General features: G+C 61.0%; 25 protein-coding genes. 12 read left to right on the top strand and 13 right to left on the bottom strand.

The features are described from left to right. Positions 1–50 precede the first annotated feature (50 nt). Complete coding sequence (gene gloA, locus D109_RS0131260; RefSeq protein ID WP_017480383.1) at positions 51–572, bottom strand: lactoylglutathione lyase; 522 nt, start codon at positions 570–572, stop codon at positions 51–53. Between the two features lie 193 nt (positions 573–765). Between gloA and D109_RS0131265 the strand changes: the two genes are divergently transcribed. After that, positions 766–1,302 (top strand): DUF4946 domain-containing protein, encoded by a 537-nt coding sequence (locus D109_RS0131265; RefSeq protein ID WP_017480384.1) that lies wholly within the window; start codon positions 766–768, stop codon positions 1,300–1,302. Between the two features lie 170 nt (positions 1,303–1,472). On the opposite strand, the gene D109_RS0131270 is transcribed toward D109_RS0131265, so the two are convergent. The 3 genes from D109_RS0131270 to D109_RS0131280 form a co-directional block, all read right to left on the bottom strand. Next, the gene (locus tag D109_RS0131270; protein WP_017480385.1) at positions 1,473–1,838 is read right to left on the bottom strand and encodes a histone-like nucleoid-structuring protein, MvaT/MvaU family; all 366 of its coding nucleotides are present in this window, start codon (positions 1,836–1,838) and stop codon (positions 1,473–1,475) included. A gap of 196 nt (positions 1,839–2,034) precedes the next feature. Next, complete coding sequence (locus tag D109_RS0131275; RefSeq protein ID WP_017480386.1) at positions 2,035–3,579, bottom strand: EAL domain-containing protein; 1,545 nt, start codon at positions 3,577–3,579, stop codon at positions 2,035–2,037. Between the two features lie 111 nt (positions 3,580–3,690). Continuing rightward, positions 3,691–4,563: a LysR family transcriptional regulator gene (locus tag D109_RS0131280; protein WP_017480387.1), complete on the bottom strand. Its 873-nt coding sequence runs from the start codon at positions 4,561–4,563 to the stop codon at positions 3,691–3,693. A gap of 77 nt (positions 4,564–4,640) precedes the next feature. Between D109_RS0131280 and D109_RS0131285 the strand changes: the two genes are divergently transcribed. Further along, positions 4,641–5,564 carry a DMT family transporter gene (locus D109_RS0131285; RefSeq protein WP_017480388.1) on the top strand — a complete coding sequence of 308 codons (924 nt, stop codon included), beginning with the start codon at positions 4,641–4,643 and terminating at the stop codon, positions 5,562–5,564. A gap of 245 nt (positions 5,565–5,809) precedes the next feature. After that, positions 5,810–6,886 carry a 4-hydroxyphenylpyruvate dioxygenase gene (gene hppD, locus D109_RS0131290; protein ID WP_026078342.1) on the top strand — a complete coding sequence of 359 codons (1,077 nt, stop codon included), beginning with the start codon at positions 5,810–5,812 and terminating at the stop codon, positions 6,884–6,886. A 60-nt stretch (positions 6,887–6,946) separates the two neighbouring features. Here the strand turns inward: hppD and rarD are convergent, their stop codons facing one another. The 3 genes from rarD to D109_RS0131305 form a co-directional block, all read right to left on the bottom strand. Next, complete coding sequence (gene rarD, locus D109_RS0131295) at positions 6,947–7,828, bottom strand: EamA family transporter RarD (RefSeq protein ID WP_026078343.1); 882 nt, start codon at positions 7,826–7,828, stop codon at positions 6,947–6,949. A gap of 136 nt (positions 7,829–7,964) precedes the next feature. Continuing rightward, complete coding sequence (locus D109_RS0131300; RefSeq protein ID WP_017480391.1) at positions 7,965–8,975, bottom strand: aldo/keto reductase; 1,011 nt, start codon at positions 8,973–8,975, stop codon at positions 7,965–7,967. Positions 8,976–9,051: 76 nt separating this feature from the next. Further along, positions 9,052–9,954, bottom strand: coding sequence for a LysR family transcriptional regulator (locus tag D109_RS0131305; RefSeq protein ID WP_017480392.1), 903 nt, complete (start codon positions 9,952–9,954; stop codon positions 9,052–9,054). Between the two features lie 100 nt (positions 9,955–10,054). Here D109_RS0131305 and D109_RS0131310 point away from each other — a divergent pair, with 100 nt between their 5' ends. Continuing rightward, positions 10,055–10,759: an SDR family oxidoreductase gene (locus tag D109_RS0131310; RefSeq protein ID WP_017480393.1), complete on the top strand. Its 705-nt coding sequence runs from the start codon at positions 10,055–10,057 to the stop codon at positions 10,757–10,759. A gap of 65 nt (positions 10,760–10,824) precedes the next feature. Here D109_RS0131310 and D109_RS0131315 read toward each other — a convergent pair whose 3' ends face one another. Together D109_RS0131315 and D109_RS0131320 are read right to left on the bottom strand one after the other, a co-directional pair. Then, entirely contained in the window at positions 10,825–11,172 is a 348-nt protein-coding gene (locus D109_RS0131315; RefSeq protein ID WP_152416434.1) for a hypothetical protein, read from the bottom strand. Between the two features lie 230 nt (positions 11,173–11,402). After that, the gene (locus D109_RS0131320; RefSeq protein ID WP_017480395.1) at positions 11,403–12,713 is read right to left on the bottom strand and encodes an MFS transporter; all 1,311 of its coding nucleotides are present in this window, start codon (positions 12,711–12,713) and stop codon (positions 11,403–11,405) included. 160 nt (positions 12,714–12,873) lie between these two features. On the opposite strand from D109_RS0131320, the gene D109_RS0131325 reads away from it, so the two are divergent. The 3 genes from D109_RS0131325 to D109_RS0131335 all read left to right on the top strand — a co-directional run bounded on the left by D109_RS0131325 (position 12,874) and on the right by D109_RS0131335 (position 15,807). Continuing rightward, on the top strand, positions 12,874–13,980 hold the full coding sequence (locus D109_RS0131325; protein ID WP_017480396.1) for a sugar diacid recognition domain-containing protein: 1,107 nt from the start codon (positions 12,874–12,876) through the stop codon (positions 13,978–13,980). A gap of 91 nt (positions 13,981–14,071) precedes the next feature. Then, a complete protein-coding gene (locus D109_RS0131330) occupies positions 14,072–15,217 on the top strand; it encodes a glycerate kinase (RefSeq protein WP_017480397.1) in 1,146 nt (381 codons plus the stop codon). Between the two features lie 77 nt (positions 15,218–15,294). Further along, complete coding sequence (locus D109_RS0131335; protein WP_017480398.1) at positions 15,295–15,807, top strand: GNAT family N-acetyltransferase; 513 nt, start codon at positions 15,295–15,297, stop codon at positions 15,805–15,807. Here the strand turns inward: D109_RS0131335 and D109_RS0131340 are convergent. After that, a complete protein-coding gene (locus D109_RS0131340) occupies positions 15,804–16,499 on the bottom strand; it encodes an aspartate/glutamate racemase family protein (protein WP_017480399.1) in 696 nt (231 codons plus the stop codon). The genes D109_RS0131335 and D109_RS0131340 overlap by 4 nt on opposite strands. 126 nt (positions 16,500–16,625) lie before the next feature. Between D109_RS0131340 and D109_RS0131345 the strand changes: the two genes are divergently transcribed. Then, the gene (locus tag D109_RS0131345) at positions 16,626–17,120 is read left to right on the top strand and encodes a hypothetical protein (RefSeq protein WP_017480400.1); all 495 of its coding nucleotides are present in this window, start codon (positions 16,626–16,628) and stop codon (positions 17,118–17,120) included. A gap of 110 nt (positions 17,121–17,230) precedes the next feature. Here D109_RS0131345 and D109_RS0131350 read toward each other — a convergent pair whose 3' ends face one another. Both D109_RS0131350 and ccoN read right to left on the bottom strand, forming a co-directional pair. After that, positions 17,231–17,452: a cbb3-type cytochrome c oxidase subunit 3 gene (locus D109_RS0131350; RefSeq protein ID WP_017480401.1), complete on the bottom strand. Its 222-nt coding sequence runs from the start codon at positions 17,450–17,452 to the stop codon at positions 17,231–17,233. Next, complete coding sequence (gene ccoN / locus D109_RS0131355) at positions 17,452–18,879, bottom strand: cytochrome-c oxidase, cbb3-type subunit I (protein WP_017480402.1); 1,428 nt, start codon at positions 18,877–18,879, stop codon at positions 17,452–17,454. Before ccoN ends, D109_RS0131350 begins: the two co-directional genes overlap by 1 nt. A gap of 208 nt (positions 18,880–19,087) precedes the next feature. Between ccoN and aldA the strand changes: the two genes are divergently transcribed. The 4 genes from aldA to D109_RS0131375 all read left to right on the top strand — a co-directional run bounded on the left by aldA (position 19,088) and on the right by D109_RS0131375 (position 24,756). Beyond that, a complete protein-coding gene (gene aldA, locus D109_RS0131360; RefSeq protein ID WP_017480403.1) occupies positions 19,088–20,512 on the top strand; it encodes an aldehyde dehydrogenase in 1,425 nt (474 codons plus the stop codon). Between the two features lie 76 nt (positions 20,513–20,588). Further along, complete coding sequence (locus D109_RS0131365) at positions 20,589–21,899, top strand: nitrate/nitrite transporter (protein ID WP_017480404.1); 1,311 nt, start codon at positions 20,589–20,591, stop codon at positions 21,897–21,899. 1 nt (position 21,900) lies between these two features. After that, positions 21,901–23,118 carry a mandelate racemase/muconate lactonizing enzyme family protein gene (locus tag D109_RS0131370; RefSeq protein ID WP_017480405.1) on the top strand — a complete coding sequence of 406 codons (1,218 nt, stop codon included), beginning with the start codon at positions 21,901–21,903 and terminating at the stop codon, positions 23,116–23,118. Positions 23,119–23,145: 27 nt separating this feature from the next. Further along, entirely contained in the window at positions 23,146–24,756 is a 1,611-nt protein-coding gene (locus D109_RS0131375; protein WP_017480406.1) for a GMC family oxidoreductase, read from the top strand. A 114-nt stretch (positions 24,757–24,870) separates the two neighbouring features. Here D109_RS0131375 and D109_RS0131380 read toward each other — a convergent pair whose 3' ends face one another. Continuing rightward, on the bottom strand, positions 24,871–25,791 hold the full coding sequence (locus tag D109_RS0131380; protein WP_017480407.1) for a pyridoxal-phosphate dependent enzyme: 921 nt from the start codon (positions 25,789–25,791) through the stop codon (positions 24,871–24,873). Positions 25,792–25,821 lie beyond the last annotated feature (30 nt).

Consider the following 25,821-nt stretch of genomic DNA (forward strand, 5'->3'; position numbering starts at 1 on the left):
AATGAAAAACCCCATGAGTGATCATGGGGTTTTTTATTGCCGGCGGAACCTTACAGCGGCGTTGGCTGAATGATTTCAACCCAGTACGCATCCGGGTCTTTCACGAAGGCCAGGCTTTTCATGCGGCCGTCACTCAGGCGCTTCTGGAAGTCGCAGCCCAGTTCTTCAAAGCGCGCGCAGGCAGCAACGATGTCCGGCACCGAGATGCAGATATGGCCAAAGCCACGCGGGTCGGTGTTGCCGTTGTGGTAGGCAAAGTCCGCGTCGTTTTCGGTGCCGTGGTTGTGGGTCAGTTCCAGGATGCCCGGGATCGACTTCATCCACTGGGTGCGGGCGGCGGCGTCGGCCGGGATCTGGGCCTTGTCCACCAGGGCCAGGAAGTACAGGCTGAATTCCGCTTCCGGGAAGTCACGTTTTTCAACCAGGGAAAAACCCAATACGCGGGTGTAGAAATCCAGCGACTTGGTGATGTCCTTGACCCGCAGCATGGTGTGGTTGAACACAAAGTTCGCGGTGGCGGTGTCAGGCTGGGCGGTGACGCCCGGGAAAGTGTTCAGTTCGTGCAGGCTCATGGGCCCTCCAGAGAAAAATGGGGCAAACGTGGCTCCGGTTGGAGCATCCCTTGGCTTGCGGCTGGCGTCCGTGCAGCCGGTCCATGATACGCAGCCCTGCCGGTTGCGCCAAATGAAAAAGGTCACGCAACCCTTGCGGCAAGCGGGTGCAGGGGCCCAAACTTTGTCGCTTGAACCTTGAGTGTTTTTCGCAATGATCGGATTTCGCGCACCGCTGTTAAGTACCTTGGGCCTGTTGTTGGGCAGCACTGCTGCATGGGCGGCTGACCCGGAAATTCACTGGCCCAGCGGCTGGCAGGTGGAGGAGGTGGTGCCCGACGATCAGGCTCCGGCGCAGCCTTCGGCAGTCTCCCGCCAGCGTGCGATCAAGAATGATGAAAATGGCGCGACCTTGATGGTCATGGAGTTGACAGGCACTCCCATCGAAGCGGGGCATACGGTCAATCTTCAAGGTGTGTTGCTGGAAATGCGCAAGTCCATCCAGAAGGACTTTGCCCAAGGCGGTTATCAAAGTGTGTGCACCAAGATGCACCCCACAACATTGAGCCGCCTTGAGGCGTTGGAAACTACTTGTGTAATCACCGAGAACGGTCGGCATGTGCTGTCGCAAACCCTGGTGGGAGCGGTCGACACCGATAAGGCCTATGTATTTTCATACGCAGGCCAGGCGCAGGCTTACGAATCAAGCAAGGATGAAGTCAGTTCGGTGCGTGATAGCCTGAAACTTTGAGCGCTGTAGGCAAAGCAGGAAATTAGTCAATCTGAACAAAGTGAAATGTTTTTTTAAGTTCGTTTTTGAAAGTGTCCTGGTCCTGTTTTGTTTCAATATCGATGCCTGTAAACAAAAAAGCCCTGCATGAGCAGGGCTTTTCTTAGTGCGATTGTACTAGCTGCAAAGCATTAGCCGCGAAGCCAGGAATCTACAGTGGCCGCGCCGTATTGTTCTTTCCATGCCTTCAGGCCGCGGTGGTTGCCGCCTTTGGTTTCGATCAGTTCGCCAGTGTGCGGGTTGTGGTAAACCTTGACCACACGTGCACGGCGCTGTTTTGGTGCGGTGGCGACGGAGGCGCCGGACTTGCTCGGGTTAGGATCCAGGATGGAGATGATGTCGCGCAGGCTTTTGCCGTAGGTTTTCATCAGCCCTTGCAGCTTTTCTTCGAATTCGATTTCTTTCTTCAGGCCTGCGTCGTTCTTCAGGGATTCCAGCTGGGCAAGCTGCTCTTGAAGGGCTTTTTCTGCTGCGCGAAATTCGGCGAGTCTGGACAAAATCTATACTCCAATAGTGTATTTGGCTGATATCTACTGCAAACAAAGCGATAAGCCAAGAGCCTTAAGGCGACTCAACAAAAGTGGCCTTCCTGCCAATTCAGCACAGGCAGGAAAAATTGTAGTAGTTAATCAGCCATGAGTAAATCATGTCTTTTGTATAAATAACAATATTTCCGTTGAAGTGGATGGCTATTCAATGGCTGTTCAGGAATCTAATGAACTCATCGCAAGGTACAGGCTTGCCAAACAGGTAGCCCTGCAAGAAATCAACACCTTGAGCGGCAAGATATTCGCACTGTTCTGGTGTTTCGACACCTTCGGCAACGATGCCCAAGTCGAGCTTGGCGGACAGTTCAATGATGCTGTCGAGTATATGCCGCGAGAGTGCATCAACCCCGATCATCGCCACGAAGCTTTGATCTATCTTCAAGTAATCGACATTGAAGTTGCGTAAATAACCCAGGCTCGAGTGACCGGTACCGAAGTCGTCGATCGCAATCATTACCCCCATTTCGTGCAGCGCCTGGAACAGTTGGCGGGTCACATCCGTGGGTTCGATCAACTCGCGCTCGGTCAATTCCAGCACCAGAATCACCTTGCCCGGCGGGAAGGCGGCGAGGAATTCCCGGCAGTCCTCCACCAGTTCCAGGTCGTGACAATGGCGGGCGGTGATGTTGACCCCGACATGAAAGCCATCCGCGAACTGCGCGGCGTGGGGCGCGAGTTGCAGGGCGGTCTGGCGCATCAAGGCGCGGGTCATTGGCACGATCAGGCCGGAATGCTCGGCCAGGGGAATGAACAGGTCGGGGCGCACCAGGCCTTCCTTGGGGTGGTTCCAGCGCATCAGCACTTCGCAGCCGGCCCACTGACGAATGTCCTGGCCACGTACCACCGGCTGGTAATAGGGCACGAATTCATTGGCACCCAAGGCACGTTGCAGCTCGAGGGTCGGTGCCGATGAGCGCTTTTGCAGCCAGTGGGCGAGGATGCCGGCCAACACGCCGAAAAACACCACCAGGACGAACAGTGCAGGATACCGCGCTTGCATGTAGCGCCAGGTTTCACCCTCCGGCATCCCGGCTTCCACGCTGTAGGTATACCGCGTGGAGTCGAGATGATGGTGCGCGACGGAAAATGTCGGCAGCGCTGTGCTGTGCACCTTGCCATCCGACGCCAGCCAGTTAGGCCCCACCTGCAACACCAGGTCGGTATATCGGCTGATCAGGCGCAAGGCGTTGGTCAAGTGGTAGCCATCAATGGAGGCAAAGGCCCCCCGGTCGCCCTCGGTGAGGCGATACACCAGCAATGCGGTGTCAGGTGTCACCGGGTTGCCTTTCATCAGCCAAAGGCGGCCGTCGACGTAGTCTTCAGGGTTGACCGGCGACTGGTAGTTGCCACCGAACAACGAGCTGCAATAGATGTTTCTCTGCCAGGACAAGGTCGTGGCGCGCACAAAAGGCCGGCGGGTGACTTGTTCCCGTAGCGCCAGTTGTGTCGGGTTATCACATTCATGGCCGGCCAGCGGCAGCAAGTCCTTGGCGGCGAGGGCGGTGTTGTCGAGCATCAGGTCGAACTGGCGCACGGCTTCCCGGGCGGTTTGCGCGGTGCTGTACTCCAGGGTGCGCCCGGCTTGCCAGTACAGGATCAGCACCCCCAGCAAAATCGGGAGTGCGCCACTGAGCAAGGTGATCAGGAGGCGGGTGCTGGCTTTTCGTGGGCCTTGGACGGTCAGTGGCATTTGTGCAGCCTGTAGCGGGAGGGGGTGATAAGACGCTCAAATGCGGTCGGGACGTCCAACAAAGCGTATTGGTATTGGCCATGATAGATGGCGGCACGCGACCCTGCCTGCTCAATCAAGCTGCAAACGTGTGGCCAGTTCAATAAACGCCAGGGTCGCCGGCGAGGACTGTCGTCGATCCAGAACCGCCAGCCCGACCTGGCGTTTGACGGCAGGCTTGAGCGGCTTGATCAGGTAATCCGGCGCTGCGGATTCAGGCAATGACAACTCGGCGACAATGGTCACGCCGTCGCCTCGGCGCACGGTGTCCAGGGTGCTGAGCAATTGTGAACAGCGGTAGCGCACATCCGGCTGCAGCCCGGCCCCGGCGAACAGCCTTGAGACCAGTTCGGACGAGCCGGCCTGGGTCAGGATGAAGGGTTCGCCGCAGAGCGCCTTGAGGCTGATACTCGGCTGCGCGCCCAGGTGATGCCCCGATGGCAGCAGTGCGACCAACTGATCCTCGATCAGCGGGAAGGTATCGAAGCGCTCTTCAGGCAGCACCACAAACCCGACGTCGATGCGTCGCTCTTCCAGCCACTGCATCACCTGCCGATCAGGGCCTTCGTCGACGTGCACCTCGATGCCCGGATGCAGCTCGCGAAAGCGTTGCAAAATTTTCGGCAACAGGCGAATGGATGAAGTCGGCCCAAACGAACCGATCCGCAGCGTACCGCGCTTCATCCCGCGGGCATCGGCGGCTTCCTGTCGCAGTGTATTGGCCAGCCCGAGCATGGCCCGGGCGCGCAGCAGCAGTTGTTGGCCGATATCGCTGAGTTCGACTTGAGATTGATGGCGGCGGATCAACTCCACACCCAGTTCCTGTTCCAGGGATTTGATCCCATGGGACACCGCCGACTGGCTGATGCCCAGGCGATTGGCGGCGCTGGTGAAGCCTTGCAGCTCGGCCACCAGGGAAAAGATTTCCAGTTGGGTAAGGGTCATGAGTATTTACTCATTTTACGATGACAAGGAATTAGCTAAACAATAAACCAATCCCACGTTTTTTGAGTAGAAACCTGATGACCCCGACTTCTGACCGTCTCACGTATTTGAAATTGGCGGTGGTGACCATGATCTGGGGCGGCACCTTCGTGGCCGGGCGCTATCTGGCCGCAGGCCTGGACCCGCTGCTGGCGGCGACCGTTCGTTTTGTGCTGGCCAGCGTGGCCTTATTGGTATTCCTGGGTGTCGCGCGCATTCGCCTGGTGCGCCCGACCAACGCACAGCTTGCGCAACTGACCGTGCTCGGTTTTTTCGGGATCTTTTTCTACAACCTGTGCTTTTTCTATGGCCTGCATTACATCAACGCATCCCGGGCGTCGCTGATCGTGGCGCTGAACCCGGCGGTGATTGGCCTGGCGTCGTGGCTACTGTTCAAGGAGCGGCTGGGGCAGGTGAAACTGTTGGGTATCGCGCTGTGCCTGGGCGGCGCGGGGCTGGTGATCGTTAGCCGCAACCCGCAGCTATTGCAGGGCACCGCGAATGCCTGGATCGGTGATCTGTTGATCTTTGGCTGTGTGGTGGGGTGGGGCGTGTACTCGCTATTCTCCCGGGGCCTCAACCAGAGCCTGGGCCCGTTGCAAACCGTGACCTGGTCGATCCTGTTGGGCACGCTGATGCTGACGCTCACCACGCTGGTGACGGGGCGGTTGACCGTGGCGGCGTTGGGCGCGATTAATCTGCCCCAACTGACGAGCTTGTTGTACCTCGGCGTGCTGGGCTCGGCACTCGCCTACATCGGCTACTACGATGGCCTGCGCCGCATCGGCGCCACCCGCGCGGGTGTGTTCATCGCCCTCAATCCGCTGACGGCGGTGATCTGCGGTGCATTGCTGCTCGGCGAGCGACTCACCGCGCCGATGCTACTGGGCGGGGCAGTGATCCTGCTGGGCATCTACCTGTGCAACAAACCCCTTGCGCGGGTGAGGGCAATGGGGATTTGATAAGAGTACGGACAAATCTGTTTACGCTGTGTAGAATCGATTTACGCATACAAGAATAAGGACTTGCGCTAACGCAAGCCTCGCCCGTAAGAGACTGATGTAACCATGAAGCTACTCGGGTCCCCCCTCATCTTTGGTGACTTCCTCGCCCGCAGCGTGCGGGGTATCTCCTGTGCGCCACCCGCTGACCTCATCCTTGCTCGCAAATAAACATTTGTAACTACAAGAATGATGAGGCACCGAAAATGACAGACCTATACGAAAACCCAATGGGCCTGATGGGCTTTGAATTCATCGAATTCGCTTCGCCAACCCCGGGCACCCTGGAGCCGATCTTCGAGATCATGGGCTTCACCAAAGTCGCGACCCACCGCTCCAAGAACGTACACCTGTACCGTCAGGGCGAGATCAACCTGATCCTCAACAACGAACCCAACAGCATCGCCTCCTATTTCGCGGCCGAGCACGGCCCGTCGGTGTGCGGCATGGCGTTTCGCGTCAAGGACTCGCAACAGGCCTACAACCGGGCCCTGGAACTGGGCGCACAGCCCATCCATATCGAAACCGGCCCGATGGAATTGAACCTGCCGGCGATCAAGGGCATTGGCGGCGCGCCGCTGTACCTGATCGACCGCTTCGGCGAAGGCAGCTCGATCTATGACATCGACTTTGTGTACCTCGAAGGCGTTGAGCGCAACCCGGTGGGCGCCGGGTTGAAAGTCATCGATCACCTGACTCACAACGTGTACCGCGGGCGCATGGTCTATTGGGCGAACTTCTACGAGAAGCTGTTCAACTTCCGTGAGGCGCGCTACTTCGACATCAAGGGCGAGTACACCGGCCTGACCTCCAAGGCCATGAGCGCCCCGGACGGCATGATCCGCATCCCGTTGAACGAAGAGTCGTCCAAGGGCGCCGGGCAGATCGAAGAGTTCCTGATGCAGTTCAACGGCGAGGGCATCCAGCACGTGGCGTTCCTCACCGATGACCTGATCAAGACCTGGGACGCGCTGAAGAAAATCGGCATGCGCTTCATGACTGCGCCGCCAGACACCTACTACGAGATGCTCGAAGGCCGCCTGCCAAACCACGGCGAGCCGGTGGACCAACTGCAAGCGCGGGGCATCCTGCTGGACGGTTCGTCGGTGGCGGGGGACAAGCGCCTGCTGCTGCAGATCTTCTCGGAAACCCTGATGGGCCCGGTGTTCTTCGAGTTCATCCAGCGCAAGGGTGATGACGGTTTCGGCGAAGGTAACTTCAAGGCGCTGTTCGAATCCATCGAGCGCGATCAGGTACGCCGTGGTGTGCTCACCACTGACTGATCGTTGAGGTAAAAAAGCCCGGTCGTGGGGATCCGCGACCGGGCTTTTTTTCGCCTGGAATCAGGCTTTACGTTGGCGAACCAGGTGCTTGAAACCTTCGTATACCAGCACCATCACGGCCAGCCAGATCGGCAGATAGGTCAGCCATTCTCCCGCCTTGATGCTTTCCCCCAGCAACAAGGCGACCCCGAGCAACAGCACCGGCTCCACATAACTGAGCAGCCCGAACAGGCTGAACGCCAACATGCGGCTGGCAATGATGTAGCACACCAGCGCCGAGGCACTGATCAAGCCCAGCATCGGGATCAAGGCGTACAAGCCCTTGTGGGCATCAAGCACGGCAAAACCCTGTTCGCCGCTTTGCACGAACCACAACGCCACCGGCAACATCAGCGCCATGTCGAGCCACAGCCCGCCCAGGTGGTCGGTCTTCAGGCGCTTGCGCACGATGAAATAGATCGGGTAACCGATGATCACCACTAACGTGGCCCAAGAGAAACCACCGACCTGATACAACTCGTTAAGCACGCCGACGCCGGCAAAAAACACCGCGACCTTTTGCAGGCGTGATAATTGTTCGCCGTACACCAGGCGCCCGGTCAGCACCATCGTCAACGGCAGCAGGAAATACCCCAGGGAGACATCCAGGCTACGCCCGTTGAGCGGTGCCCACATGAACAGCCATAACTGCATCCCCAGCAAGGCTGAAGACAACAGCAGCCCGCCGATCAACTCGGGTTTGGCCGCCACCAGCCGAACCAACTCCCACACCCGCCGCCACTCGCCGCTGACGATCATGAACACCGTCATGCAGGGCACCGTCAGTAACATCCGCCAGCCGAAGATCTCCAGGCCGCTCAAGGGCGTGAGCAGCGAGGTGAAGTAATACATCACGGCAAACAACACCGAGGCCAAGACCGATAACACAACACCTTTAGACACGCTGTCCTCGCGAAAACCGATTCATACAAAAGAGGGGAGATTTCAGGGAGGGAATATAGTGCTTTTAAGGTGAGATGTTTGCTCTGTTTTGGGGCGCTTTACGGGAGGAGCGCTCGGATCCTCCCGTAAAGTGTGCTTATAGCCGGGCAATTCGGCCCGAGACAAAGTGGCCCACGTCATTGAACCCCGGCGTCGACGCATTGCCTGGGGTGACCAGCGAATCAATAAACGCCTCATCCTCCGCGGTGATCTTGACCTCCAGCGCGCCGGTGTAGGCATCCCACTGCGCCTCGGTGCGCGGCCCGACAATCGCCGAACTGACCGCCGAATTGTTCAGCACCCAGGCAATCGCAAACTCAACAATTCCCACGCCACGGCCCTGGGTGTATTGCTGGATCTGCTGGGCGATGCGCAGGGATTCAACGCGCCATTCGGTTTCCAGGATGCGCTTGTCCTGGCGCCCGGCACGGCTGCCGGCTTCAGGCGTTACGTCCGGCGCATATTTGCCGCTGAGCACGCCACGGGCCAGTGGGCTGTAAGGCACCACGCCCAGGCCATAGGCGGCGGCAGCGGTGATCTGCTCCACCTCGGCCTGGCGGTTGACGATGTTGTACAGCGGCTGGCTGATGATCGGCTTGTCCACCCCCAGGCGCTCGGCCACGCGGATCACTTCGGCGATCCGCCAGCCGCGGTAGTTGGACAAGCCCCAATGGCGGATCTTGCCCTCGCGGATCAAGTCGCCAATCGCTGAAACCGTGACTTCCAGTGGCGTGTTGTGGTCTTCACGGTGCAGGTAATAGATGTCCAGGTAATCGGTGTCGAGGCGCGTCAGGCTGGCTTCCAGCGCGTTGAAAATCCGCTTGCGACTCAAGCCGCTGCGGTTGGGCACGCCGTCCACGGGGCCGATGCCGACCTTCGAGGCCAGCACCCAATCCTGGCGCTGGCGGGCGATGGCTTCGCCGACGATCTCCTCGGAGCGCCCGCCGGTGTAGACGTCGGCGGTGTCGATAAAATTGATGCCTTGATCCCAGGCCTTGTCGATGATGCGCAGCGAATCCTCGGTGTTGGTCTGCTCGCCAAACATCATGCTGCCCAGGGTCAGTGCGCTGACCTTCAACCCGGACTGGCCCAGTGTGCGGTAAATCATCGTGAACACCTCATAAGGGGGAGACAGTCCCTATCCAATACCAGACAGCAAGGCTCTGGAACAAGCCCTGGGACGGTTATTGCGGTAATAGTTCGGCGCAGCGCAGCTGCAGAAAGCGATGCAGTACCTTGACCCGTTCCGACACTTGCAGGCGATGCGGGCACATCAAGTTGAACGGCGTCGGCTCGCCTTGCCAATCGGTGAGCAAAGGCACCAGGCGCCCGGCCTTGATGTCGCGGGCTACATCCAGTCGCGCTTTATAAGCAATGCCATGGCCGGCCAATGCCCAACGCCGCACGATCTCGCCGTCATCACTCAAGTAGTCGCCGCTGACCTCGACTTCCTGCAGGCGCTCACCCTGGCGAAAGTACCAGGTGTTGTTCGCCCGACCCTGGCGCATATAGCGGAGCGTGCTGTGCTGTGCCAGGTCCTGAGGGATCTGTGGCGTGCCGTGGCGCGCAAGGTAGTCGGGGCTGGCACACGGCACCCGCGTATGGTCGGGCACCACCGGCAGCGCCACCAGGCTGGAGTCCCGTGGTACGCCGAAACGCAGGGCGATGTCGACGGTTTCGCGAAACAGGTCGGCATTGCTGTCGTTGAGCAGCAATTGCAGGCGAACGTTCGGGTGTTCGAGCTTGAACTCATCCAGCCAGCCCAGCAGCACATTGCGGCCGAAATCCGAGGGCGCAGCCAACTGCAGCAAACCACTGAGGCTTTGGCCTTGTTGCTTGATCGCCTGTTCGCCTTCGGACAACGCCTCCAGGGCCACCCGCACGCTGTCCAGGTAGCGCCGGCCTTCTTCGGTCAGGCGCATGCTGCGGGTGGAGCGCGCCAGCAGCCGAATGCCCAGGCGGGTTTCCAGGCGCTTGAGGGCAATGCTGGCGGCCGCCGGGGTCAGGCTGAGGCTACGGGCGGCGGCGGACAGGCTGCCGGTGTCGGCGGTGCGTACGAAGACTTCAAGGTCGAGGATTGAACTCATCTGTAAAAATCCTTTAAAGATCTTGTCGTTTTACCGGGATTTTTCAACGATTGCCAAGCTGGGAAGATGAAAGCTCATTTTCTCAACCAGGTAGGGCTCCATGACTTCTCCCCTCAGCGGCAAAACCATCATTGTCATCGGCGGTAGCAGCGGCATTGGTGCCGCCGTGGCCAAGCAGGCCGTGGCACGCGGCGCCCAGGTGGTGCTGGCCGGGCGGCGCTTGTCTTCAACCGTGGAGAACGGTGTGCGCAGCGAGCCGGTCGACGTGACCGACGCGGCCTCGTTGCAGCGCTTGTTCGAAACAGTGGGGCCGTTTGATCATCTGGTCTACACGGCAGGGCCGGCGGTACAGGCCAAGGCCTTGATCGAGACGGACCTGGCCCTGGCGCAAGACAACTTCAACGTGAAGCTCTGGGGGTCGCTGCGGGCGATCCAGTCGGCGCTGCCCTTTCTCGCCGAGCACGGCAGCATCACCCTGACGTCGGGACAGTTGGGGCGCAAAACGGTTGCAGGGCAATTCATCAAGACCGGGATCAATGCGGCCACTGAAGCGCTGGGCAAGCAACTGGCCAAGGAACTGGCGCCACGCAGGGTCAATGTGGTGAGTCCCGGGGTGATCGATACCGAGGCGTATTCGGGCTTATCCGAGGAGCAGCGACTGGCGATGTTTGCCAAGGCGGGCGAGGCATTGCCGGTGGGGCGAGTGGGGCAGGCCGAAGAAGTGGCTGCCGGGTATGTGCTGGCGATGGAGAACGGGTTTATCACTGGCAGCGTGATTGATGTCGACGGCGGTGGATTGCTCTAAAGGCAGCGGAATAAAAAAGGTCCCGCTTTTAGGCGGGACCTGCATTATCAGTAATCGGGCCGCGCTTAATAACGCGGTGCCGGAACCGGTTGCGGCGGGTAGTAATAGCCCGGAGGAGGCGGCGCCTGGTAGTAGACCGGCGGCGGTTGCTGGATGTACACCGGCTGCGGTTGCACGTAAACCGGTTGTTGCTGCACGTAGACCGGAGGCTGGGAGTTGGCGACCACCGAGCCCACTACCAATCCACCCACCACTGCGCCCAGCAGGGCCGGGCCACCCCAGCCCCAACCACCATGGTAACCACCGTGACCCCATCCATAGCCGTACCCACCACGGGCTTCTGCTTGCCCTGCGATGGCGAGGGTGGCAATAAGCACGATGGCTACTTTCATTTTTGAGAGTCGACTGATCATGACAAGTCCTCTACCTATGCATCGAACCGGTTTTAATAATATTCCCGGGCATACGTTTCAGACAGCACTTTTTGAGGGGATGACGCGGCGCCAGAGTAAAGGTTAGGTAAGGTTTGTAGCCTGTTTGTTACTTGGCTTTGGCGTTCAGGTTAAGACGGGTTTCCGGCAGTACTTTAGCTATAAAAACACCGGCGCCGTCATGGAGATCGACGGCACCGGTCTACCCTGTGTCAGCCCTTGAGTGTGCGCGTCATGCGCAACGCCAACACACTGCCCGCGACGATCACTGCCGCCAGCAGGTACAGCGCAATGTCCGTAGACCCGGTGGCGTCCTTCACAAACCCGACGATATACGGGCTGAGGAAACCCGCCATCTGGCCCATGGAGTTGATCAACGCCAAGCCGCCCGCGGCAGCACCCGCGCTGAGCATGGCGGTGGGCACCGGCCAGAACATCGGTAGGCCGGTGAGGGCACCCATGGTGGCGATGGTCAGGCCAAGGATGGCAATGGCCGGCGTGGTTGCAAAGTTCACCGCAATCACCAGCCCGATCGCGCCCATCAACATCGGCACCACCAAGTGCCAGCGCCGCTCCTTGCGCAGGTCGGCAGAGCGGCCCACCAGCAACATGAACACCGCCGCCAGCAGGTACGGAATCGCACTGAGCCAGCCAATCACCAGGTTATCGCTGAAACCCATGTTCTTGATGATCGACGGCAGCCAGAAGTTGATGGCGTACACACCGCTCTGGATGCAGAAGTAGATCAGGCCGAACGCCCAGATGGCCGGGTTCTTGAACACTTCCAGCAGCGAGTCGCTGGTGGTCTTCGGTTTGTTGGCCAGGTCGCTCGCCTGGTCGGCTTCCAGCACGGCACGCTCATGGGGCGTGAGCCACTTGGCGTTGGCAAAGCTGTCGCTGAGCAGGAAGTAGGCGAGGGCACCGAGGATCACCGTCGGCACGCCTTGCAGCAGGAACATCCACTGCCAGCCCGCAAGCCCGCCTTGGCCGGCGGCGAAGTGGTTGAGGATCCAGCCGGAGAACGGGCTGCCGAGCAGGCCGGACACCGGAATCGCCGACATGAACAGCGCCATGATCCGCCCACGGCGGAAGGTCGGGAACCACTGCGAGAAGTACAGCACCACGCCCGGGAAGAACCCGGCTTCGGCAGCACCGGTCAGCAGGCGCAAACCGTAGAAGTGCGTTGGCGTGGTGACGAACAGCAGGCAGGTGGACAGGGTGCCCCAGACGATCATCATCAACGCAATCCAGCGCCGTGGACCGAATTTGGTCAACGCCAGGTTGCTTGGCACGCCGCACAGCACGTAGCCGATAAAGAAGATCCCGGCACCGAGGCCGTACACGGTCTCGCTGAATTTGAGGGCGTCGAGCATCTGCAGCTTGGCAAAGCCGACGTTGACGCGGTCGAGGTAGTTGAACAGGTAGCAGATGAAAATGAAGGGGATCAGGCGCAGGGTGATGCGCTTGTATACGGCGTTTTTATCGTCATCGGTGGCCTGGGTAACAGCGGCGCTCTGTGACATGGCAGTCTCTCTTTATTATGATTTTTCGCGATGCGAGGGTAACGTTGATCGCCCAATGAGTCTCGGCCACCTCAAGGGGTGATGTCTTTGTGCTCGCGCACAGTCAAGCATCGTTTGCGCTGTGCCTATGAACAACCGGATTTTTCAGGAATTTAGCCCCATGTTCGAGCTGGATCATGACTTGGCGCAGGATATCGTCAATCGCACCATGGCGATCCTGCCCTATAACGTCAATGTCATGGACAGCCAGGGCCTGATCCTGGGCAGCGGCGAACCCGAACGCATCAACACCCGCCATGAAGGCGCGCAGTTGGTGCTGGCGAATGTGCGCGTGGTGGAGATCGACAGCCAGACCGCCAAGCACCTCAAGAGCGTGCAGCCCGGGATCAACCTGCCGTTGCTGCACGATCAGCGCCTGATCGGCGTCCTGGGCATTACCGGCGAACCGGAATTGCTGCGCACCTATGCGCAACTCGTACGCATGACCGCCGAAATGCTGGTGAGCCAGCGCCACCAGCAGGCCGAGCAGCAATGGCGCCGCCAGCGTTGCGATGACCTGCTGGCGCTGCTGCTGGCCGAGACCGGCGACTCGCCGCGGCTAGTGGACGAGGCGCAGCAACTGGGCCTCAAACCGCAGATGGCACGTACGCCGTACCTGTTTGAACTGGGCAGCGGCCAGTCGGCGGAAGCCTTGAGCGCCTGGCTGACCTCGCGCTACCCGGACAGCTGGTGCGTCAGCTCCGCGCAGTTTTCCCTGCTGTGGTGCCGACCGGCGTCGGTGCAAGTCGACAACCCGCGCCTGCTGGAAAAACTCGACGGCCTGGGCTGGAACATCCTGCGGGTCGCCGTCGGCGGGCAAGCAGACGGCCTGGCCGGGCTACGCCGTTGCTACCGGCGGGTCGGCGATCTGCTTGCCTATGGCCGCGATGTGCTGCCCGAGTCGCGGCTGCTGACCCTCAATCGCTACCGCCTGCCGGTAATGCTCTGGCGCCACCGCAACGACGACGCCCTCGACGAACTGCTCAACCCGCTGCGCAAGGTGCTGGCCAAGGACAGCAACGGCCAGTTGCTGGCGACCCTGCGCAGTTGGTGCGATCACGACGGCCAAAGCCAGGCCTGCGCTGACGCCCTGGGCATTCACCGCAACAGCCTGCGCTATCGCATGGAGCGCATCGCCGAGTTGAGCGGCGTCGACCCGTTGACCCTCGACGGCATGCTTGCGTTGTACCTGGGCGTGCAGCTATTGCCCCAGGCTTTGTCGAAATGAACAACAAACCCCAGCCACTCTTGTGCAATGGACCGGCGTTATTGCCGGTGCCAACTGGCAGCATGGGCGTTATAAAAACCGGAGAAAGCCCATGAAAATCATCATCGCCCCCGACTCGTTCAAGGACAGCCTGAGTGCCGAAGGTGTGGCGAATGCCATTGCCGAGGGGTTGGTCAGCGTGTGGCCCGACGCCGAACTGATCAAGTGCCCGATGGCGGACGGTGGTGAGGGCACGGTGGAGTCGGTACTCGCCGCCTGCCAGGGCGAGTTGCGCACCACCCGTGTGCAGGGGCCGCTGGGTGGCAGTGTCGACGCACATTGGGGCTGGCTGGCCGAGAGCCACACCGCAATCATCGAAATGGCCGAGGCCAGTGGCCTGCAACTCGTGCCACCGGGTCAGCGAGATGCGTGTTCCAGCAGCACCTTCGGCACTGGCGAGTTGATCCGCGCCGCCCTGGATGCCGGCGCCCAACGCGTTATTCTGGCCATTGGCGGCAGCGCCACCAACGACGGCGGCGCCGGGGCGATGCTGGCTCTCGGTGTGCAATTGCTTGATGCCGAAGAGGCTGCATTGCCCCTGGGCGGCCTGGCGCTGGCCAAGCTGTCGCGCATCAGCCTTGAGCAACTGGACCCACGCCTGGCCCAGGTGCGCTTCGAAATTGCCGCCGACGTGAACAATCCTCTGTGCGGCCCCCACGGTGCCTCGGCGATTTTCGGCCCGCAAAAAGGCGCCAATCCCCAGCAAGTCGAACAACTGGATGCTGCCCTCGGCCATTTCGCCGATCACTGCGCCAAGGTCTTGCCAAAGGACGTACGCGACGAACCCGGCAGCGGCGCCGCCGGCGGCCTGGGCTTTGCCGCCAAGGCGTTCCTTGGCGCACAGTTTCGTGCAGGGGTTGAAGTGGTCGCCGAGCTGGTGGGGCTCGAAAAGGCCGTGCGTGGCGCCGATCTGGTCATCACCGGCGAAGGCCGCTTCGACGCCCAGACCCTGCGGGGCAAAACCCCGTTTGGCGTCGCGCGGATCGCCAAACAGCACAACGTGCCAGTGATTGTGATCGCCGGCACCTTGGGTGATGGCTACGAGCAGATGTACGCCCACGGTGTGGATGCCGCGTTCGCCTTGCCGTCCGGCCCGACTACCCTGGAACAGGCCTGCAGCGAGGCGCCGCGCCTGTTGCGCGAGCGCGCCTCGGACATCGCCCGGGTCTGGAAACTGGTTGCTGCGCGGCCCCGATAATTGCGGTGCTGGGCTCGCCATCCTGAGGCTTTGCCGCCTACACTGGCCCGCCATGTGTTTTCAAAGGATGAAACACCATGCACACACCTGAACCCAAAATCGTGATCACGCGCTTCACCGAGGCCCACCTTGATGGCGTCGCTGCGCTCTACAACGACCCGGCTGTCTGCCGTCAGGTGCTGCAAATGCCTTTCCAATCGGTTGAGGCCTGGCGTGCACGCCTGGCACCCGGGGATGAACGGCGGCTACAACTGGTGGCCGTGCATGCAGGCGAGGTGATCGGCAACCTGGGGCTTGAGCAATATTCCCGCGTGCGCCGCAGCCACGTCGGTTCATTCGGCATGGGCGTGGCCACCGCCTGGCAGTGCAAGGGCGTGGGCTCCCGGCTGCTGAGTGCGGCGCTGGAGGTGGCGGATAACTGGATGAACCTGCACCGGGTGGAACTCACGGTGTACGCCGACAACGAAGCCGCCCACCGCCTGTACCACAAGTTCGGCTTCGAGACCGAAGGCCGGCTGCGGGATTACGCCGTACGTGACGGCGCCTTCGTCGATACCCTGACCATGGCGCGCATCCGCCAGCCGGCCTAGTCGTCCTGCAAGGCAAACGCCACCGCAGCCTGCGCATGCAGCTCGGTGGTGTCCAGCAAGGGCAGGTCGCTGTGCTGCGGCTTGATCAACAGGCTGATTTCCGTACAACCGAGGATGATGGCCTGGGCGCCACGGGCTGCCAAAGACTCGATCACCCGCCGGTACACCTCACGCGATGCGTCGCTGATCACCCCGACACACAACTCTTCATAGATGATCCGGTGCACGGCCTGGCGCTCGTCGGCGTCCGGCACCAGCACGGTCAGCCCCTGCGCCGCCAGGCGTGACTTGAGAAACGCCTGTTCCATGGTAAAGGCAGTGCCCAGCAGGCCTACGGTCAGGGTGCCGGCCTCCACGGCCGCCGCGCCGGCGGCGTCTGCAATATGCAGAAACGGTATGGACACCGCCGCTTCAATGCGCGGCGCCACCAGGTGCATGGTGTTGGTACACAGCACGATGCATTCGGCGCCACCGGCTTGCAGGCAGCGGGCGGCGTCTTCGAGGATCAGTGCGGCGTCATCCCAGCGCCCGGCGTGCTGGGCCTGCTCCACCGGGCCGAAGTCGACGCTGTACATCAACAGTTGTGCCGAACGCAGGGGCCCGAGCTGGTCGCGCACACGTTGGTTGATGATGCGGTAATACTCGGCGCTGGACTCCCAGCTCATGCCGCCGATAAGGCCGATGGTGCGCATGCGATGCTCCTGAATTGGACGGGCGAGGGCACCACATTACCCAAGCGCTGTGCTTTAGTCATACGCCCGTGTGCGGCATCTGCCATGATCAAGGTTCGCAACATGGGTCACCCAAGGAACACGGCAATGGACGATGTACAACAACTGGGCGAGATGCTGCGTCATTACGCCGACAGCGAAGCCCACAAGAAGCAGCAGTTCGAAGTGCAGTCGGCCCATTGGGCGCAGAAGATCGTCGAGTTGTTCGACCAGATCGAGCAGTGGCTGGAACCGGTGAAGACCGTCGGCTTGCTGGAAGTGCAGCGCGAAGCGTACGTGGCTTCCGGCCCCAGCGTGCCGGTAGAGACCTCCACCTTCAAGACCGAGAAACTGACCATCCATATCGCCGGCAAACCGGTGGAGTTCGTGCCGGATGTGATGGGCGCCGGTGGGTTGATTTCGTTGTCGGTGATGGGCTTGACCGCCGCCCGCTACGGCAGTATTTCCCTGGTGCTGCTGCCGGGGAAAAACGATTGGTTGTGGAAGAAAACCAACGGCCTGAAAGACCCGGACACCTTCGGTTTCGATGCCAACTTCCTGGCCTTGCAGTTGCAGAGCCTGATTCCCCGCGAACGCGGCTAGTCGCTCAATGTGGTGCTTGTGTGGGAGCGGGCTTGCTCGCGAAAGCGGTGTGTCAGTCGCTGTATATGTTGACTGAACCTCCGCATTCGCGAGCAAGCCCGCTCCCACAATTAGATCTCTATATTGCCCCAGTCCTGCTTTGTTTCTTCAGGCGCCACCGCGTTGACCCGCTTGCCCGTGGCCAACTCCACCCGCCGCGCCACCTCCGGGTCATCGGCAAACGGCATCAGGCTGGCCTCATCCAGGCTCTCCTTCGACTGGCCCCGCAAGCAATACTCCACCGCGCCATACAGGCCAATCACCGCCGCCAGGTTCAGCGCTATCTCCCACATCAGGCGATCTGCGCTTCAAGCTGCGCCACCTTCAGGTCCGCCACGCGCACCGTGCGCCAGGTGTTGTACGCCATCAGCAACATGCCGCTAAGGAAGAACACCCCGCCGACAAAGCGCACCACGAACCCCGGATGGCTGGCCTGCAAGGCTTCCACAAAGGAGTAGGTGAGGGTGCCGTCATCGTTCACCGCCCGCCACATCAAGCCCTGGGTGATGCCGTTGACCCACATCGATGCGATGTACAGCACCGTGCCAATGGTTGCCAGCCAGAAGTGCATATTGATCAGCCCCACGCTGTGCATCTGCGCGCGCCCGAAAATTTTCGGGATCATGTGGTACAGCGAGCCAAACGTGATCATCGCCACCCAGCCCAAGGCCCCGGCGTGGACGTGGCCGATGGTCCAGTCGGTGTAGTGGGACAGGGCGTTGACGGTCTTGATCGCCATCATTGGCCCTTCGAAGGTCGACATGCCGTAGAACGCCAGCGACAGCACCAGGAAACGCAGGATCGGGTCGGTGCGCAATTTATGCCAGGCCCCGGAAAGCGTCATCATGCCGTTGATCATCCCGCCCCAGCTGGGCGCCAGCAGGATCAGCGACATCGCCATGCCCAGGGACTGCGCCCAGTCCGGCAGCGCGGTGTAGTGCAAGTGGTGCGGGCCGGCCCAGATGTACAGGGTGATCAACGCCCAGAAGTGCACGATGGACAAACGATAGGAATACACCGGCCGCCCGACTTGCTTGGGCACGAAGTAATACATCATTCCCAGGAAACCGGTGGTCAGGAAGAAGCCGACCGCGTTGTGCCCGTACCACCACTGCACCATGGCGTCGGTGGCGCCGGCGTACACCGGGTAGGACTTGAACCAGTCCACCGGGATCGACAGGTGATTGACCACGTGCAGCATCGCGATCACCACGATAAACGCACCGAAGAACCAGTTGCCGACATAGATGTGCTGGGTCTTGCGTTGCACCACGGTGGTGAAAAACACGATCGCATAAGCCACCCACACCACGGTCATCCACACGGCGCCGGTGAACTCGATTTCGGCGTATTCCTTGGTGGTGGTGTAGCCCAGGGGCAGGCTGACCAACATGATCACGATCACCGACTGCCAGCCCCAAAAGGTAAAGGCGGCGAGCTTGTCCGAGTACAGCCGCACCTGGCAGGTGCGCTGTACTGCGTAGTAGCTGGCGGCGAATTGCGCGCTGCCGGCAAAGCCGAAAATCACCAGGCTGGTGTGCAGCGGGCGCAGGCGGCCGAAGGTGGTCCACGGCAGGTCGAGGTTCATTTCCGGCCAGACCAGTTGCGAGGCGATCCATACGCCCATGGCCATGCCGACCACGCCCCAAACGATGGTTGCAATGACGAATTGACGCACGACCTTGTAGTTGTAGGCCTGTGCGGTTGATGGTGGTTGCATGCTTAGTCCTCCCACGGTTCCAAGTGGGCGGCACTGTAGGAAGTATGGGCAGAACAATACAGACTCAGACTCGGGTCATTAATACGGATCAGCCACTAACCTGCGTTTTTTGCACGTTACCCCCGTCAATAAATCGTTTGTCCCCCGCCCGCCCAATGACAAAACTGCAAGTCACTCGCAAAACAACAACGATTGGGCAAAAAACCACATGCAAATCGAGCGCAACTTTTTCAACGGCCACTTCGCCGAACCTGCCAGCACCGCCCAGATCGCGGTTTACAACCCCGCGACCGAGGCTCAGGTCGGCCTTGTCTGCGCCGCCACACCTGATGAGGCCACTGCTGCTGTCGAGGCCGCCGCTACCGCCCAAAAGACCTGGGGCAAACTCACCAGCATCCAGCGCGCCGAACACCTGCGGGCGTTCGCCGACTCCCTCGAAACCTGCGCTGAAAGCATAGGCAAGGCGCTTGCCAGCGAATCCGGCAAAAGCCTCGACGACGCCAGCAACGAAGCCCGCTACGCCGCTCAGATCACCCGCTACCACGCTGAATGGGCGCGCCGCATTGAAGGCGAAATCATCCCCAGCGACACCCCGGACGAAAGCCTGTTCCTGCAGCGCGAGCCCATTGGCGTGGTGGCTTGCCTGATTCCGTTCAACTACCCGGTCTACACCCTGCTGCGCAAAATCGCCCCGGCGCTGATTGCCGGCAACACCGTGGTGGTGCGCCCGAGCAACAACACGCCGTTGTCTGCTTTTGAAATCGCCCGTGCGGTCGAGCAGTCGGGCATGCCGGCCGGTGTGATCAATATCCTGACCATGGACCACGCCACCGCTGCCGCCCTGTGCACCCACAAGGCCGTGGGCCTGATCACCCTCACCGGCAGCGTCAACGCCGGGCGCGTCGTGCTCGACTACTGCAAGGCCAACATCGCCAAGCCGTCCCTGGAACTGGGCGGCAAGACCCCGGCGATCATCGAGGCCGACGCCGACTTGGAACAGGCCGCCAGCGCAATCATCGCGTCCAAGACCACCCACTGCGGCCAGTTGTGCACGGCGGTCGAGCGGGTGTACGTGCAGGAAAGCGTCTACGACCAATTCCTGGCCCTGCTCAAGACCAAGATCAGTGCCGTCAAATTCGGTGACCGTGCCACGGACGCAGGCCTGATGGGCCCGCTGGTCAACGCCAGTTCCCGGCAGAATATTCACGCCATGGTCCAGCGCGCCATCGCCGACGGTGCTGTACTGGAAGCCGGCGGCGTACTGCCCGAAGGCCCGGGCCATTTCTACCCGCCGACGCTGCTCAGCGGCTGCCGCCAGGACATGGAAATCATCCAGGAAGAAATCTTCGGCCCGGTGCTGCCGGTTCTCAAGTACCGCGACATCGACGAAGCGCTGGCCATGGCCAACGACCACCAGTTCGGCCTGTCGTCGGTGCTCTACACCGAGAACTACCGCACGGCCATGAAAGTCGCCAACGCCATTGAGGCCGGCGAGTTGTACGTCAATCGCACCCCGGCCGACCCTTACCAGGGCTTCCACGCCGGCTGGAAACGCTCAGGGCTGGGCGGCGATGACGGCAAGCACGGGATGCTTGAGTTCACCCAGACCCGTTTGGTGGTCATGAAGTACTGATTCACCGATCACCGGCTTCACCTCAATAAAAACAATTATCGGGGCACCTGCACAGTGGGTGCCCGAGGTCTACAAGATGTTCAAGCCTGCACCCGTTGCCCAGGGTTTCGATGCCGTGTCCGCGGCCAAAAGCGACAAAGCCAGTCGCTACTTCCAATTGATGTTGCTGGTGCTGGCCGCCGGGGCGATCTACCCGATCCTCTACCTGCGCCAGGTCTACCAGACCACCATGCTCGAGGTGTTCCAGATCAACCACAGCCAGCTGGGTTATCTGTATTCGATGCTCGGTACGATCTTTCTCCTCAGCTACCTGCCCAGTGGCTGGTTGGCCGATCGCCTGCCGCCGCGCTTCCTGATCTTTTTCTCGCTGGTGGCCACCGGTGCCCTGGGCCTCTGGTATTCCACCGTGCCGTCGATGATCGGCCTGATGATCATCTTCGGCTGCTGGGGCCTGACCACCGGCCTGACCTTCTGGGCGTCGGTGCTCAAGCGGGTGAAGATGATTGCCCATCACAGCGAGCAGGGCCGTTTCTTCGGCATCCTCGACGGTGGTCGTGGCCTGGTGGAAGCCTTGCTGGCAACCGTGGCCCTGGGGCTGTTTGCCTATGCCACCGAGACCCGCAGCCAGACGGCAGCCGAAGGCTTCAAGCACGTGGTGTACCTGTATTCGTTCGTGTGTATCGCGATTGGTTGTGTGCTGGTGCTGCTCAAGGACCCCAAATCCATGGCCGAAACCGCCGCGGTGGAGAAGGGCAAGTTCAACCTGGTCGCCGACCTCACCACCCTGGTGAAAATCCCCGAGCTGTGGCTGGTCACCGCCATTGTGTTCTGCGGCTATCACATGTTCTGGGCCACCTACAGCTTTTCCGACTACCTGCAAGGCAGCGGCATGACCGCCGTGATGGCCGGCACCATCACCACCATCAAGCTGTGGATGCGACCTATCGGCGGGATCGGCGGCGGCTGGCTGGGGGACAAGTTTTCGAACATCTCGGTGCTGATCGTCGCGCTGGCGCTGGTGACCCTGGCGATGGTCGGCCTGATCGTATTCCCGGCCATTGGCAGCCTCGGTTTGCTGATCGGCACGGTGATCTTTATCGGCCTGATGACTTACGCGATTCGCGGCCTGTACTGGGCGATCCTCGACAGTTGCAACATCCCGCTGCGCATCACCGGCCTGGCCATCGGCATCGTCTCGGTGGTGGGTTACCTGCCGGACACCTTTATCCCGCTGATCAATGGCTACCTCACCGCCACCTACCCGGGGCAGGTCGGCTACAACCTGTACTTCGGCTACATCGCCTTCATCGGCGTGCTCGGGACCCTCGCGGCCCTGACCCTGCGCGCTCGAATCAATCGTAAAAAATTCAACCAGACAGGTGCCTGAGATGAAAATCGTCGCCCTTGAAACCCATATTGTTGCCGTACCGCCACCGCACATCGGTGGGATGTACTGGCTGTTCGTCAAACTGAAAACCGACTGCGGCATTGAAGGCGTGGGCGAGATTTACGCCGCCACTTTCGGGCCCAAGGCGATGCTGCCGATCATTGAGGATGTGTTTGAGCGCTACCTGCTCAACCACGACCCGCACCACATCGAGCGTTTTTTCCGCCAGGCGTATTCCAGCGGGTTCACCCAGCGTCCCGACCTGACCATGATGGGCGTGGTCAGCGGCCTGGAAATGGCCTGCTGGGACATCATCGGCAAGGCGGCCAACAAGCCGGTCTACGAGTTGCTGGGGGGCAAGGTCAACGAGCGCCTGCGTTCCTACACCTACTTGTACCCGGTCAACAGCCAGGGCGAGTACGACTACGACGACCCGGACCTGGCTGCCGAGTGCGCCGTCGAGAACATGAACAAAGGCTTTACCGCCGTGAAGTTCGACCCGGCTGGGCCTTACACCGCGTACTCCGGCCACCAGATTTCCCTGGAAGTGCTGGAGCGCTGCGAAACCTTCTGCCGCAAGATCCGCGAAGCGGTGGGGGACAAGTGCGACTTGCTGTTTGGCACCCACGGGCAGATGGTGCCGTCGTCGGCGATCCGCCTGGCCAAGCGCCTGGAGAAATACGACCCGCTGTGGTTCGAAGAGCCGGTGCCACCGGGCCAGGAAGAGGCCATGGCCCAGGTCGCGGCCAAGACCAGCATCCCCATCGCCACCGGCGAGCGGCTGACCACCAAGTACGAGTTCTTCAAGCTCTTGCAGGCCGGTGGTGCATCGATCCTGCAAATGAACGTGGCCCGCTGCGGCGGCCTGCTGGAAGCCAAGAAAATCGCGAGCATGGCCGAGGCGTACTACGCGCAGATCGCCCCGCATTTGTACAACGGCCCGATTGGCGCGGCGGCGAGTTTTCAGTTGGCCACGTGCACGCCGAACTTCCTGATCCAGGAAAGCATCATGACCTGGGGCGGCTTCCATGCCGAAGTGCTGACCAAGCCGCTGCAATGGGAGGACGGCTACATCATCCCGTCCACCGAGCCAGGCCTTGGGGTGGAGCTGAACATGGACGTGGTGCGCAAGCACACGCCATATACCGGCGAACGCCTGCACCTGCAAATGGCGCCCACGCCTGCTGATGTGAAAGACACTTCGCCCGCCAAGGGCTAAAAAAAACGACTTATGCGGTAACCGTGAATGACATACGACTACATCATCGCCGGCGCCGGCGCCGCAGGTTGCGTCCTGGCCAACCGACTCTCCGCCTCGGGCGAGCATTCGGTGTTGCTGCTGGAGGCTGGCGGCAAGGACAGTTCCTGGTGGTTCAAGATTCCGGTCGGTTTCGCCAAGATGTACTACAACCCGACCTTCAACTGGATGTACTACAGCCAGCCGCAAAAACAGCTGGCCGACCGCGCCATCTATGCCCCACGGGGCAAGGTGCAGGGCGGTTCCGGCTCGATCAACGCCATGATCTACGTGCGCGGCCAGGCCCATGACTTCAATGACTGGGCCGCCAATGGCAACGACGGCTGGGGCTTCAAGGACGTGCTGCCGTACTTCCGCAAGCTGGAAAACCACCCCCTGGGCGACACCGAATACCACGGCAGCAGCGGTCCCATCAGCATCACGCCGATGAAGGGCCAGACCCACGCCATCTGCGATGTGTTCCTCAAGGGCTGCGAGCAATTGGGCTATGGCCTGAGCGATGACTTCAACGGGCCGAACTTCGAAGGCGCGGGTCTCTACGACGTCAACACCCGCAACGGCGAGCGCTGCTCCAGCAGCTTTGCGCACCTGCATCCGGCGTTGGGTAGGCCGAACCTGACCGTCGAACTGCATGCACTGGTAGACCGGGTGCTGTTCGACGACCAGCAGCGCGCCACCGGCATCAGCGTGACCCAGCACGGCGTGGTGCGGACCTTTACCGCGCGCAAGGAAGTGATCCTGTGTGCCGGTGCGGTGGATACGCCGAAGATCCTGCAACTGTCGGGAGTGGCGGACAAGCAACTGCTTGCCGAACACAACATCCCGCTGGTCAAGGACCTGCCGGCGGTGGGGCAGAACCTGCAGGACCACCTGTGCGCCAGCTATTACTACAAGGCCAATATCCCGACCTTGAACGACCAGCTCAGCTCGCTGTTCGGCCAGTTCAAGCTGGGCCTCAAATACCTGCTGACCCGCAAGGGCGCGCTGGCCATGAGCGTCAACCAGGCTGGCGGGTTCTTTCGCGGTAATGCTGAACAGGCGCATCCGAACCTGCAGCTGTACTTCAACCCGCTGTCGTACCAGATCCCGAAAAACAACAAGACCAGCCTCAAGCCCGAGCCGTATTCAGGCTTCCTGCTGTGCTTCAACCCGTGCCGGCCCACCAGCCGCGGGACGATTCGCATCGCTTCGAAAAACCCACGGAATGCGGCCTTGATCGACCCCAACTACCTGAGTACCCAGAAGGACATCGACGAGGTGATCCAGGGCAGCCGGCTGATGCGCAAGATCATGCAGGCACCGGCGCTCAAGGGCGTGACGGTGGCTGAAGTGTTGCCAGGTGCGGCGGTGGAAACCGACGAGCAAATGCTGCAGTACTTCCGCGAGAACAGCGGCTCGATCTATCACCTGTGCGGCTCGTGCGCCATGGGTTCGGACCCGCAGGTGTCGGTGGTGGACAAGCGCTTGAAGGTGCACGGGATGCAAGGGCTGCGGATTGTCGATGCATCGATTTTCCCCAACGTGACCTCGGGCAATACCCATGCGGCGGTGTTGATGGTGGCGGAGAAGGGCGCGGATCTGATCCTGCAGGATGCCTGAACTGATCGTTCCCACGCTCTGCGTGGGAATGCATCCAGTGACGCTCCGCGTCACGACTTAAAGAGCAGACGCGGAGCGTCCAGGGCGGCATTCCCAGGCGGAGCGTGGGAACGATCATAGAGAGACCGTGTTCTGCCACTGAGCAACCGTTTCGGCATTGATGCTCACCCCACCACACACAATCACCACCACATCCTCAACCCCGGCAATCGCGGCATGCTCCAAGTAAGCCACGGCCAACGAAACCCCACACGCCGGTTCCACCAACTGCCTGAGATCATCGGCATACCGCGCCACCCCCATCATTGCGTCGGCATCGCTCAACACCACGCACTGATGGGCAAACCTGCCGATATGTTCAACCGGCCACGCCGCCACCTGGGTTGCCGCCAACGATTTGGCCACGGTATCAATCTTCGCCAGCCGCACCGGTTTTCCAGCTTCCACCGCGGCCGCAAACGAAGCCGCGCCCGCCGTTTCGCACGCAATCACCTTGCAGTCGAACCGCCCATGGCGCTCCAGCCCCGTCAGCACGCCCGCAAGCAATCCACCGCCGCCCACGGAGGTCACGATGGCGCCCACCTGAGGGCAGTCTTCGAGAATCTCGTCGATCATGCTGCTGTGACCTTCCCACAACAGCGGGTGATCAAAGGCCGGCACATACAACGCGTCCGGCGCTTCGGCGAGTTGCAGGGCCAGTTCGTTGGATTGATCCCACAGATCACCGTGCACCACCACCTCGGCCCCGGCCTGGCGGATGCGCGCACGGGTGGCTTCGGGGGTGGTGGAGGGCACCACGATCCGCGCCTGCAACCCTAAGCCCCGCGCCGCAAAGGCCGTCGCCAGCCCGGCATTACCGCCGGAGGGGCACACCACGGTGGTCTTGCCCTGGCTGGCCGCGTAGGCACACAGCGTGGTCATTCCGCGCAACTTGAACGAGCCACAGGGTTGCAGGTTCTCGAGCTTCAGCCAGATGCGCCGGGTAGGGGTGGACAGGCCGGGGTGCAGGATTAACGGGGTGCGGATGGGCAGCATTTCACAACTTCCTTATTGGTTGGGCTGCCA

Source organism: Pseudomonas sp. PAMC 26793 (assembly GCF_000313235.1).
GTDB classification, from domain to species: domain Bacteria; phylum Pseudomonadota; class Gammaproteobacteria; order Pseudomonadales; family Pseudomonadaceae; genus Aquipseudomonas; species Aquipseudomonas yamanorum.